This window comes from Faecalimonas hominis (genome assembly GCF_054660755.1).
Genome location: NZ_BAAHSH010000057.1, coordinates 1 through 12,170 on the forward strand (window position 1 = coordinate 1; position 12,170 = coordinate 12,170).

Genomic DNA, 12,170 nt, shown 5'->3' on the forward strand with positions numbered 1-12,170 from the left:
AGAAAAAGAAAAAGAAAAAAAAGAAAAAAAAAAGAGGAAATAGAAAAGAAAGAAAAAATAAGGAAGGAAAAAAAATAAAAGGGGAAGAATTAAGGAATAAATGAAATGAATAGAGAGAGGGAGAAGAAAAAAAAAATAAAAAGAAGAGTTGGAGAAAAAAAAAAAGATTAACACATATGATTTCTTATAATCGCCCGGATACTTGCATTCAAATATGGTTTTAGTTCTTCATAACTAATCGGATCATTTTCTAAAATCGTACTGTATGATGTGGAACTTGCCAACTCTATAATAAGAAACAACATAGTCTCCGGTGCCTGCAGTTTGACTTCCGGTGATTCCTCCAGCAATTTATAAAACAGTTCTTTTACTCCCGTATTTTCTTCTTTGCTTTCTATAGCCTGTCTAAAAATACCCCAACTTAAATTTTTCGACACAAACTGTAATACCGCCTTATTTTTCTGCATTTCGTCTAACACATAGTCTACAATAAAAATAATCTTATCCTCAAACTGAGGAATCTGCGCCTTTTCCAGTTCCCTGTTCGCTGAATGGAACAATCTTCCTGCCGTTTTAGCAATGAGCCTGTCCCGTATTTCATACTTATCTTTAAAGTATAGATAAAACGTTCCTTTTGCCACCCCCGCATTTTGTACAATGTCATGTATGGACGTTTTCGCAATACCTTTTGTCATAAACAAATCATATGCACTTTCAAACAGCGCATCTTCTTTCTGTTGTTTATTCTCTTCAACTTTTCCCATTTCTATCTCCCTCTTTATCCGTTGTTTCTATTATTATAATTTCAAAATGACTAATAGTCAACTTTTTATTCAAAAATTATTGACTTGTAGTCATTTTTGCAGTATACTGCATATATTCAAAAAGTGACTAATAGTCATGTTTATTAAAAGGAGGAATTATTCATGGTTAAAGTAGGAAAAAAAATAGTAAAATTCCGAGTCGCCATTTTGATCTTAGGTTTTTTACTTCTAATCCCTTCCGCTTTAGGATACTTTAAGACCAGAGTCAATTATGACATTCTATATTATCTTCCTGATAATATAGATACTATGAAGGGGCAGGACATTTTAATGGACGATTTTGGAAAAGGTGCTTTCGCTATGGAAGTCGTGGAAGGCATGAGTACGAAAGAAGTTTCCGATGTGAAAAAGAAAATAGAAAAGGTGGACGGTGTTGCTGATGTTATCTGGTATGATTCACTTGCAGACCTGTCCATTCCAATTGATGCCCTTCCTAATAAAATCAAAGATGTTTTTCAAAAAGATGACGCCACTTTAATGGCTATCTTCTTTGACGATACAACATCTGCCGATGACACAATGAACGCTATTACGCAAATTAGAAAAGTGACAAATAAACAATGTTACCTGAGCAGTATGTCCTCTGTTGTAACCGACATTAAATCACTGTCTGAAAAAGAGACACCAATGTATGTACTGATTGCGGCTGTTCTTACTTCCATTATTCTTGCTTTATGTACGAACTGCTGGATTCTTCCGATTTTCTTCATGTTAAGCATCGGAATGGCAATCGTATATAATATGGGAACGAATTATTTCCTAGGGGAGATTTCTTATATTACAAAAGCGCTCAGCGCCGTTTTACAACTTGGTGTTACAATGGACTACTCCATTTTCCTATGGCACAGTTACCAGGAAAATCAGGAACGTTTTCCAAATGACAAAGAACGTGCTATGGCACATGCCATTTCCAACACATTCTCTTCTGTTCTCGGAAGTTCCGTAACAACAGTTGCCGGATTTATCGCCCTTTGCTTTATGAGTTTCACACTCGGCAGGGACCTCGGTATTGTTATGGCTAAAGGAGTTGTTTTCGGAGTAATCAGTTGTGTAACGATTCTTCCTTCGTTTATTCTTATTTTTGATAAACAGATTGAAAAAACATCACACCGGTCTCTTATACCAAAAATGGAAAAAACATCACATTTTGTTACAGACCACTACAAAACATTTGCTGTAATTTTCCTCATTTTATTAGTTCCGGCTATTTGGGGATATACAAAAGCAGAGGTTTACTATAACTTAGATGCTACTCTTCCAAAATACTTAGACAGCATTAAAGCAAATGAAAAATTAAGCAATACATTTGATATGAATGCCACACACATGGTTCTTGCAGACGCAAACCTCTCACCTAAAGAGGCAAAAGAGATGCTTAACGAAATGTCAGACGTAAAAGGTGTGAAATTTGCACTCGGACTTGACAGCCTGCTTGGCTCTTCTATTCCTCGTGACGTTGTACTGTCTGAACTGACAGAGACATTAAAACAAGGGGACTGGCAACTGATTTTGGTACAGTCTGAATATAAAGCAGCTACAGACGAAGTAAATAAACAGTGTACTGAATTAAATAAAATTATTAAAAGCCATGACCACTCCGCAATGTTAATCGGAGAAGCGCCATGTACAAAAGATCTGATTACAATTACGGATAAAGACTTTAAAGTTGTAAGTGCAATTTCCATTGTAGCAATTTTCATTATTATCGCAGTCGTATTTAAGTCTATTTCCTTACCGGTTATACTGGTTGCCGTTATTGAATTTGCTATTTTCATTAACTTGGGTATTCCATATTTTACCGGAACGAAGATGCCGTTTATAGCCTCTATTGTTATCGGTACAATTCAGTTGGGAGCGACCGTTGACTATGCCATCTTAATGACAACGCGATACAAAAAAGAACGCTGCAAAGGAAAAGTGAAAAAGGAAGCAATTTATATTGCTCTCTCCTCTTCCGTTAGTTCCGTTATCGTATCCGGGCTCGGATTCTTTGCCGCAACATTTGGAGTTGGATTATATTCAGATATCGATATGATTTCCGCGCTCTGCTCTTTAATGGCCCGTGGTGCAATCATCAGTATGCTGACCGTTATCTTTATTTTACCATCGGCGCTGATGTTATTTGATAAATTAATCTGTGCAACTACAAAAGATATGAATTTGAAAAAAATCGAAGCAAGAAAGAACTCTACAGCAAATGCTTAACTTTATAGGAGGTAATAGATATGAAAAATAGAGATTATAAAACCCTCGTAGCAATCGCTACTGCCAGCGCTTTAGTTGTAGGAAGTTTGGGAGTTGTTGCTCCTTCCTACGCAAAAGATGATAAAAACATAACAACTGAAACTGTTGAAAATACAGTTCCTGAAAAGACTTCCGAGGCAGCTTCCTCTGATGTAAAACCGTTTAAATCAGAAACAGTATATGCAAAAATTGACGGTAACGGAAACGTTTCTTCCATCACCGTATCTGACCAGTTAAAAAACCTTGACGATATGGAGCAGTTAAAAGATACTTCTATCTTAAACGATATCGAAAATGTAAAAGGCGAAGAAAAATTTTCAAAGAAACAGGATTCCATCATTTGGGATACAGACAATAAAGACATCTGCTATCAGGGTACAACAACCCAGACTCTCCCGGTGGGAATTAAAGTTACTTATGTTTTGGACGGAAAAGAAATTACTGCAAAAGAATTAAAAGGAAAATCCGGTCATTTGGTTATGCGTTACCAGTATACAAACGAAACAGTTTCAGGAAGCGAATATGTTCCATTTGCAATGGTAACCGGATTGATTTTTGATACAGATAAAATTTCTAATATAAAACTGACAAATGCTAAGTTAATCTCCGACGGTGACCGCGATGTCATTTTAGGTATGGGACTTCCCGCTTTAAATGAGCAGTTGGACGTAAAAGAACTTGATATTCCTGATTACTTTGAAGTGGAAGCAGACGTAAAGGACTACGAATTGTCCGAGGGAATGACAGTTGCAACAAATGATATTTTCAACGATTTAGAAACAGACAAATTTGACAGTCTCTCTGAATTAAAAGATTCCATGAAAACTCTTCAAGATTCAGCTAATCAGTTAGTTGACGGTTCCGGAGAATTAAGAAAAGGACTTGATACTCTCCTTTCTTCTTCCGGCACATTGACAGACGGTATTCATCAGTTGGTAAATGGTGGAAACACTTTAAAGAAAGGAACTTCTTCACTTGCAGGCGGAAGTAAATCACTGGTAAACGGAAGTCAGAGTCTTGCAAGCGGTACGGCTCAACTGCAGTCAGGAACAAATTCCTTAAAAGCAGGTGCTTCTCAGATAAATGCAGGCCTTTCCTCCGCTTCATCAAAAACATCATCTGTTCTTCTTCCGGGCGCAGTTCAGTTAGATAACGGTGTTGCCGATATGCAAAACAAACTGACTCCGGGAATGAATGCGCTGGCGCAGGGCGTACAGCAGTTGGACGCAAGATTAAACAGCCCTCTCACTTCTGCTCAACCCGGATTAAAAGCAAGCATTTCAGCAGTAAATGATGTAATGAACAAAGGAACAACAGAAACAGGCGGAAAAAGTTTAAGTAAAATCGCAAAAGACACTGCTGATGCTGCCGATGCACTTGCCAAGAGCATGCAGTCGTCGTCCAACACAACCGTATCCGCAGAAACGGTTGCAAAAGGTAACGGAGAGACAGATAAGGCAATTTCTTCTTTGAAGAGTTTATTAAATCGGGAAGATCTTCCTGAAGATGTAAAAGCATCTATTCAGGCAAGCATTACTTCTCTGGAAAAAGACAAACAGACCCGTCAGACTTCCGCTGCTCAGTTAGATAAGCAGATACAGTCTCAGACATCTGAACAAAACAAAGCACTCGCAAACACACAGGAATTGTTAAAACAGGTTGTAGCCGGAACAAAAACAACCAGCGCTATCGTAGATAATGTGGCAGGCAACATGACAAAAATCAATGCAGGAACAACTCAGTTAGCACAGGGTGCAAAAGAATTAGATGCGAAGGTTACAGACTCTAAGTCAGGATTAATCGCACAGATAAACGGCGGTGTTTCCACACTTAAAAACGGAACTTCACAACTCCGTGAAGGTATTGGCGGAAAAAATGGTTTAGCAAACGGATTAAACCAACTGGCTGACGGCGCTTCGCAGGTAAACAGCGGTGCTGCCACACTTAACGAAAAGATGATAATCGCCAATTCCGGTGCAAAAGAATTACACAAAGGTGCTGCACAACTTTCAGCCGGTGCTTCTCAATTAGATGCCGGTGCAGGTTCTCTTGTTTCCGGATTAAACACATTAAATCAGGGCTCTTCCGCTCTCATTGATGGTGTTAAAAAACTTGATGCAGGCGCTGTCGCTTTAAATGACGGTATGATTAAATTCAACAAAGAAGGTATCGAAAAACTTGTCAGTGTATTTGACGGTGATATCGACGGTCTTTTGGATAAAGTAAACACAATTTTAGACAGTTCTAAAAACTATAAGAATTTCTCAGGAATCTCTGATGACATGGACGGAGAAGTCAAATTCATCTTTGTAACTGAATAATGTGAAATAAGTGTGAACGGGGACGTAGTAAAACTTAAAAATACTACGTCCCCGTTCACACTTATTTCACATTTTCACCGGCAATATATTTATCCACTACACATCTGTCGTCCGCCAAATAGATAAGACGCTCTATCCTTTCTTTAACGTTTAATTCCCTCATTGTTCTTAAGGAAGAATCGTCCAATACAACCGCATCGAATTCAAACCCGTCTTCAAAACTTCCCACTTTTCCAAAGAACTGTCCTCCCCCTTTTGTTGCTAAATAGAATGCTTCTTCTACTTTTAGCGGAGTAAGGTCAGTGTCCAGTAATCTCCATCTTAACTTTGAAACCTGGAGGGCATCTGCCATCGCTCTGAAAATAGATAGATCAAATCCGCCTGCCACGTCACTTCCCAATCCCATTTTTATACCCATATCCAAATATTTTCGAATTGGCGCAACGCCTGAGGAAAGGTTTGTGTTGGATTGCGGGCAATGTGCAATAAATACATTTTGTTTCGCCATTAATTCCATTTCTTCTTCCGTGCTATGCACACAGTGCGCCATAATGGCGGGATACTTATTTCCAAACATACCAAATTGACTGTATGCCTCTCCGTAAAATCCTGTGTTCGGACAGAGTTCCCGTACCCACTCGATTTCTCCCATATTCTCTGACAGATGGGATTGCACCGGCAAATGATACTTTTCCTGTATGTCCGCCAGTTTTTTCATTAATCCGTCTGAGCATGTAGGAATGAATCGCGGAGTTAAAATCGGTCTCATTTTACAAAAACGTTTTTGCGCTTCCTCTATCCACTCGATTGTCCTCTGTGCCGACACACTGTCATTTTCTTCACACAGTTCTTCCGGACTGTTTCTATCCATATTCACTTTTCCGACATATCCCTTAAACCCTCTTCTTTCCAACATTTCCATCAGTACTAATGTTGCCTCGTTATGGATTGTCCCGAAAATACAGGCGCGGGTTGTAGCACTCTTCATCAAGTCGTCCACAAAAATCTCATAGGCTTTCCCGGCATATTCTAAGTCCGCATATTTCGCCTCTTCCCTGAACGTATGCGCATTTAGCCAATCAATTAATTCTAAATCCATTCCAAGTCCGCGAAATGTGTATTGCGGGGCATGGACATGCAAGTCCGTTAATCCCGGAATAATAAGTTTGTTACCATAGTCATGACACGGAAGATTTTTGTATTTTTCCGGTAAAGATTGAAAGACTCCTTTGCATATCCCGTTTTCACAGACGAGATAACTGTTTTCTGCCGTTACAAGTTCTGTTTGATTTTTGCTAAAACAAATGTTTCCTTTTAATACAAATGTACTCATATATTCACTCTCCGTTCTTCTTTTCTATGCAGCAAAAAACTACCGTCAGATAGTCTTTCGCCTTTTGCAAGGCTTATAGTAAACTATTACGGTAGTTTGTAGAAACGTCCAACCAATTATGGAACTATATAAGCATTGTTCACCTGTTAATCTTCTTTCAGAAACCTTTCGGCCTCCCTCTCCATTTTCATTCTGCGGAAATAGGAACTCATCTCATCTGCCATTCCCGACAGTCGATTGAGCAGTGTGGAAAAATCTTTCAGCATTGCATCATCCTGAAAATACGGATAGACAATGTCATGATCCACTTCACTCCAACCTTCCTCAAAAAGTGTTCTCCCCTGAATCTCCACATAATATCCTTTGTACTTAATAATATAGTGCAGTGAACGGTAAATACCGCCCGCCTTAATCTCAATCAGATTCTCATCATAGATGCGGCTGTCCCCCGAACGCTTATAAACTTTCGGTCGCTCCGCAATATAATTATGTGTTATATCCTCATCAAAGTCATGAAGTCTGTCCACAACATAACAGTCCGGATTATTTTCAAAAACAGTTGTAATATAATGATGAAAATGAACCCAGTCTTCACGATATAGGAAAAGCACACGGATTCCGATTAAATCCGTATTATACTTGTAATAATTATCCCTGTTAATTTCTGCATATTTTTCCTTTGCCTCTCTTCTCTTTCGGATAATCTTCTCTATCAAATGACCTGCAGCCTTTGTTCTATATCGGTAAGAGTGTATTCCTGCCCTCTCTATATCATACAGATAGTCATTGACAAACTCTTTGCCAAGCCTTCTCAACTTATCTTCAATCTCCTTATAGTTAGCATAGATAGCCTCTAATTCACTCCACTCCATTTCCGCCTCGCGAAACTCTTGTTCCGTGATATTGTACTCTTTCAGGAATTCCCTTTTATTTATCATATCTTCACCTCTGTATGAGTATAGCATACAAACAAATCGTTATTCAACCAAAACAGAAAAAAGGCAGAAAATATTTCCGCCTTTTTCTTCATTCATTATTTTCTTTTTCTAAGAATTGCTACAACAGCCGCAAGTCCTGCCGCCATTCCCGCCATATAGCCAAATGGTTCTGCCGTATCGCCTGTTTTAACCGGCGCAGATGGTTTATTGCCATCTCCCGATGGATTTTGTCCGTCTCCGCCCTGGTTTCCACTTCCGCCATTGCCCTCATTACCGCCATTAGATGACTCAACCGGTTTTAAGTTACCCATTGCTCTGTTCAATTCTAATGTCGCTTTAGAAATCTCTTCTTCCGTTGCCTTATCATTTCCATAAACGGATTTTGCATTTTCCAACGCTTTTACAAACATATCTTTTTCAGCGCCGTCCTGATATTTTGTTAAATCTAATGCTTCCGCCTTATCAATTGCCTTTTTCAAAGCGCTCTTATCCGGTGCAGGAGTTTGTTCTTTTTCTTCCAAACCTTCCATAGCATCATTCAATGATTTTGTTGCATTATTGATTTCTTCCTGTGTACATTTTCCGTCTTTTGCTTTCGCCAAAATATCTTTTGCTTCTTTTAATGCTTTTACAAACGCATCTTTTTCAGCGCCGTCCTTGTAATTGTCAAGAACAATGTTGTCGCCATCTGCAATTGCTTTTTCCAACTCAGAAACATTTAATACTTCTTCAGGACTTACAATGTCAAACTTATCAATCTGCGGAGCATTTTTGTCACCCGCTTTGATAGTTAAAACACCTTCTCCCGCTGTTTTTACTTTAAATGTAATTTCCTTCTGATGCGTTTCTTTTGCTGAATCTGTAGCGCCTACTGTTGCCGTTCCGCTTTCAATCTTTCCATCTTTTTCACTCCATGAAAAGCCATTTTCTGCTGAACCGCTTCTGTATGTAACGATAACCGCATAATCTCCCAGTTTTTCGGCATTGTAATACAGTTTCACTTCATCGCCTTTATTTAATGAGTTGATGAATTTTCCGTTGCTTGCCCAGTCGCCATTAGCCACTTCTAATTTCCATGTTTCGTTGTCGCCTGTATTGTGAAGTTCCAGTCTTTCCGCTTCCAATGTCTTTTCACCTTCTACAGGGAATTCAAATCGGTTCTCTGCCACAATTTTTTCTTTTTCAAATTCCACCTGAATTGTATGGTTTGCATCGACATCTGTAAATGTGTATTTTGAAACATTTCCAACTGATTTGCCGTCAACCAACACATCTTTTACCATGTATCCTGCGTCCGGCTGCATTGTAAATTCTTTGTTTACGCCTTCGTCCACTTCTACTTTCTCTGAAGGTGAAATTTTTCCATTTTCTCCTGCCGACGCGGTAATATCAAATTTGCCCATAACAACATCTTTTGCTGTCACTTCAAATTTATCCAAATTTGGAGAACCTTTTTTGTCTGCTGTGAATACAAGTTCACCTGCTCCTGCTTTTGTTACCTTCACATCAAATGTAACTTCTTTATATTCACTGTCTTTTCCATCATTGTGAACATCAAGAGTTCCTGATTGTACATTTGTACCTGACCAGTTTAGTGCATTTGGATTATCTGCTTTTCGTCCGCTCTGTACTCTCGCTTTAAATGTGTATGTTCCTTCTTTTTCTGCATAGAATGGAAGTTTAATTTTATTTCCTTCCTCAAACCAGCCTACTTTTGAACCATTGCTTGCATTTTTATCCTGCTGAATGCGAACATGTTTGTTTTCTGCAGATGTTCCCTTATCTAAAATAAAGTATTCTGCTTCCAAATTCTTCTTGCTTCCTTTTCTCTTAGGCAACTGATACGGATCTTTTTCCGTGTAAGTTGTTCTCTTTGCAAGACTCAATACTGCCGCGTCCAATTTTCCGACTGCTTCGGCACATTCCTGTGCAGATGGTTTTGCTTTTTTCACTACTTTTTCAGCAAACCGAACGGCTTCCTGCAACGCTTCGTAACTCGCTGCCGTGTAGTCCTCTTCTTTATAGTTTGCTTTCTTTACATCATTTAACTTCTTCTCTAACGCTGCTTTATCAAACTCTTCCGAATCTGCAATCGTGATACGTGAAGGTGTGTTAAATCCGACAAGAACCTGATTGGTCGGATTTACCAACTCTGCCGTAAAAGACAAATCTCCTGTTTTTGCAGGCACACGTTTTGTCGTCACATATGCTTCTGCCTCTGCCTGTCCGTCTTTAAATGTCAATTCCATATTTCCGTCTGCATCAAAATGATCCTGCCATGCACTACCCGGATTTACCTGGAATCTCACTTTTGTTTCCCCTTTTGTTCCACCAACACGTTTTACTTTGATTGGCACTTTACTGTCTTCATTTACACGGTAAGAAGGATATTCAATATCCAGCATACCTTTTCCGCCATTGTTCAGGGAGAGTAAAGCGTCAACGCCTATTGCCTCTTTTCCTGTTCCCGTATTGACAATCTTTAATGTATGTTCTTTATCTTCCAAAGTTTCCGATTCGAAAATTTTCTCTCCAAGTTTTCTCGTCGTTCCCTTTGTATTGATTGACGCTACCTTTTTATTGTCAATATAAATGTCTGCCGGACCGTGATTTGGATCAACTGTTCCTACAAGCCACGCCTTCGTTCCTTGGAACTTAACTGTTGCTTCCTTGTTAGGACCACACCACATTCCTGTTCCTTCAATAAACTGATCCCCTGATTCCTGTGTCCAGCCATTTGCTGTAAATTGTCTATCATCTGTTATTGTTAATCCTTCCGGAATACCGTTCCCAAGCGCCATATCATCTGTCGCTTTATACACACCAACTTCACTTATCATTGGCACTTTATGTTCCGCCTTCTCATCTGCGGTAACAGTGATGCGGACTTTCTGTCCCTTTACGGTATTTTTTCTGCTGAGACGTTTGGCTCCGATTGTTTTACCTTCATCAAATTTTTTCCATTCTCCTTTTTCCGTCTCATACTCTACTTTGTACGAACCGATTCTCTGCCCAAATTCAATTGATTCCTCGATAGATACGACATCAAATGTTTTTACTCCGCCTAAATCGATTGTAAGCGTACCTGTATTTTTGTCATCATCAACTGTCCAATATGTATCGTCTTTTCCGTCCAAGACATTCTGTGGAGAGAATTTTGTATCGTTTCCACGAACCGTACTTGCCGTTACTTTCGCATCTTTTGCCAAGTTATTTTTAAATGTATCGCGAATTCCTTTTCCAAATTCAGCCACACGGTTTAAAATCGCCGCATCCACTTTACCTTCTTTATTTGGCGGCACATTCAATAAAAGCGGAGCATTGTGACCTACAGAACGGAAATACATTTCTGACAGCGCTTTCATGTCTTTCGGTGTCTTTTTGTTCTCTCCCCAGAACCAGCCTGATGTAATACGGGCGTCCGCTTCAGGAACCGTCCACTGATTACCGTCTGCAAATCCTTTTGTATATCCATTTTGCGTATTACTGTCAATGGTATTATTTTTCTTATTTACTTTTGATTTTGACCATGTTTCCGTGTCAGCAAAACCATTTTCGTTTCCAATCCAGCGAACTGTTGTATATGCTTCCGCACCGAATAACATACAGTCATCTTTGTATTTTCCACCTTTTTTGCCTTCGTATTTTTGGATAGTATCAAACCATTTTTCAAAAGTATAATTCTGAACGGCAGAACCCGAGCCTTTTGCCCCGTCCATCCAAACTTCTACGAAATGACCTTTATTTCCGTATTTATCATTGCCAAGAATCTCTTCCAACTGATTGTTGTAGTACTCATTGTAGTCATCGACATCTAATTCTTCTACTTCTTTCCAGGTCTTTCCATTTAATGGATTTCCATTTTTGTCACAGAGTGGATTTCCATCTTTGTCATAATAACCATAACTCTTCGCATTCACGTCCCACGGCGAGAGGTAAAGTCCCATATCCATATCTACTTTGGAACAAGCTGCCGAAATTTCTGCCAACACATCTCCTTTATATCCTGCAGTCTCTGTATCATGTGTTGTATGTTTACTTGGCCAAATACAAAATCCGTCATGATGTTTTGCCGTAACAATCAATTTCTTAAATCCTGCATCGTGGAGAGTCTTTACCAGTGTCTCTGCATCAAAGTTTTCTTTTAATGCAAACTGCTCTGGTTTCTCCTTACCCTTTCCCCACTCGCTTCCTGTAAAAGTATTCATACCAAAATGACAAAATGCAGCCAATTCATCTTTCTGATATTCGTACTGATTGGTACTTGGTATTGCCTTATCTTTTTCCGGTGCTTTTGTCTTGTTGTCTGATAAATCTTCCGCTGTTACACCTTCTTTTGTTTTTGCAGAAACATTAAGAGTTGCCGTTCCCGAAAAAACACTTGAACCTACAAGGGCTGTCGCCAGTATTAAACTAACTACTTGTCTTCTTTTCATAACCTTTCCTTTCTTTCCACTTGTTTTATCGAATATATCTACATATCAAGACACACTCTTTTTATTCATTATAT

The 12,170-nt window shown here is 39.0% G+C and carries 6 protein-coding genes and 1 riboswitch; of the genes, 2 read left to right on the forward strand and 4 right to left on the reverse strand.

Annotated features, from left to right (window positions below; translation table 11 throughout):
- Window positions 1-167: 167 nt before the first annotated feature.
- Window positions 168-764, reverse strand: a complete 597-nt coding sequence (locus tag ACYQ35_RS10145; RefSeq protein WP_009460945.1) for a TetR/AcrR family transcriptional regulator — start codon at window positions 762-764, stop codon at window positions 168-170.
- Between the two features lie 162 nt (window positions 765-926).
- Between ACYQ35_RS10145 and ACYQ35_RS10150 the strand changes: the two genes are divergently transcribed.
- Together ACYQ35_RS10150 and ACYQ35_RS10155 are read left to right on the forward strand one after the other, a co-directional pair.
- Entirely contained in the window at window positions 927-3,029 is a 2,103-nt protein-coding gene (locus ACYQ35_RS10150; RefSeq protein ID WP_459833059.1) for an efflux RND transporter permease subunit, read from the forward strand.
- Window positions 3,030-3,049: 20 nt separating this feature from the next.
- Window positions 3,050-5,389, forward strand: coding sequence for a hypothetical protein (locus ACYQ35_RS10155; protein WP_459833061.1), 2,340 nt, complete (start codon window positions 3,050-3,052; stop codon window positions 5,387-5,389).
- Window positions 5,390-5,450: 61 nt separating this feature from the next.
- Here the strand turns inward: ACYQ35_RS10155 and ACYQ35_RS10160 are convergent, their stop codons facing one another.
- The 3 genes from ACYQ35_RS10160 to ACYQ35_RS10170 all read right to left on the reverse strand — a co-directional run bounded on the left by ACYQ35_RS10160 (window position 5,451) and on the right by ACYQ35_RS10170 (window position 12,096).
- A complete protein-coding gene (locus tag ACYQ35_RS10160) occupies window positions 5,451-6,722 on the reverse strand; it encodes an amidohydrolase family protein (protein ID WP_459833064.1) in 1,272 nt (423 codons plus the stop codon).
- Window positions 6,723-6,778: 56 nt separating this feature from the next.
- Window positions 6,779-6,874: riboswitch (purine riboswitch) on the reverse strand.
- Window positions 6,869-7,660, reverse strand: a complete 792-nt coding sequence (locus tag ACYQ35_RS10165; protein WP_009460937.1) for a hypothetical protein — start codon at window positions 7,658-7,660, stop codon at window positions 6,869-6,871. It overlaps the preceding riboswitch by 6 nt.
- A gap of 95 nt (window positions 7,661-7,755) precedes the next feature.
- Window positions 7,756-12,096: an alpha-L-fucosidase gene (locus tag ACYQ35_RS10170; protein ID WP_459833071.1), complete on the reverse strand. Its 4,341-nt coding sequence runs from the start codon at window positions 12,094-12,096 to the stop codon at window positions 7,756-7,758.
- Window positions 12,097-12,170: the final 74 nt, after the last annotated feature.

Excerpts from the sequence above, each read along its gene's own strand:
- ACYQ35_RS10145 (WP_009460945.1), bottom strand. The coding sequence starts at position 764 with ATGGGAAAAGTTGAAGAGAATAAACAACAGAAAGAAGATGCGCTGTTT.
- ACYQ35_RS10150 (WP_459833059.1), top strand. The coding sequence starts at position 927 with ATGGTTAAAGTAGGAAAAAAAATAGTAAAATTCCGAGTCGCCATTTTG.
- ACYQ35_RS10155 (WP_459833061.1), top strand. The coding sequence starts at position 3,050 with ATGAAAAATAGAGATTATAAAACCCTCGTAGCAATCGCTACTGCCAGC.
- ACYQ35_RS10160 (WP_459833064.1), bottom strand. The coding sequence starts at position 6,722 with ATGAGTACATTTGTATTAAAAGGAAACATTTGTTTTAGCAAAAATCAA.
- ACYQ35_RS10165 (WP_009460937.1), bottom strand. The coding sequence starts at position 7,660 with ATGATAAATAAAAGGGAATTCCTGAAAGAGTACAATATCACGGAACAA.
- ACYQ35_RS10170 (WP_459833071.1), bottom strand. The coding sequence starts at position 12,096 with ATGAAAAGAAGACAAGTAGTTAGTTTAATACTGGCGACAGCCCTTGTA.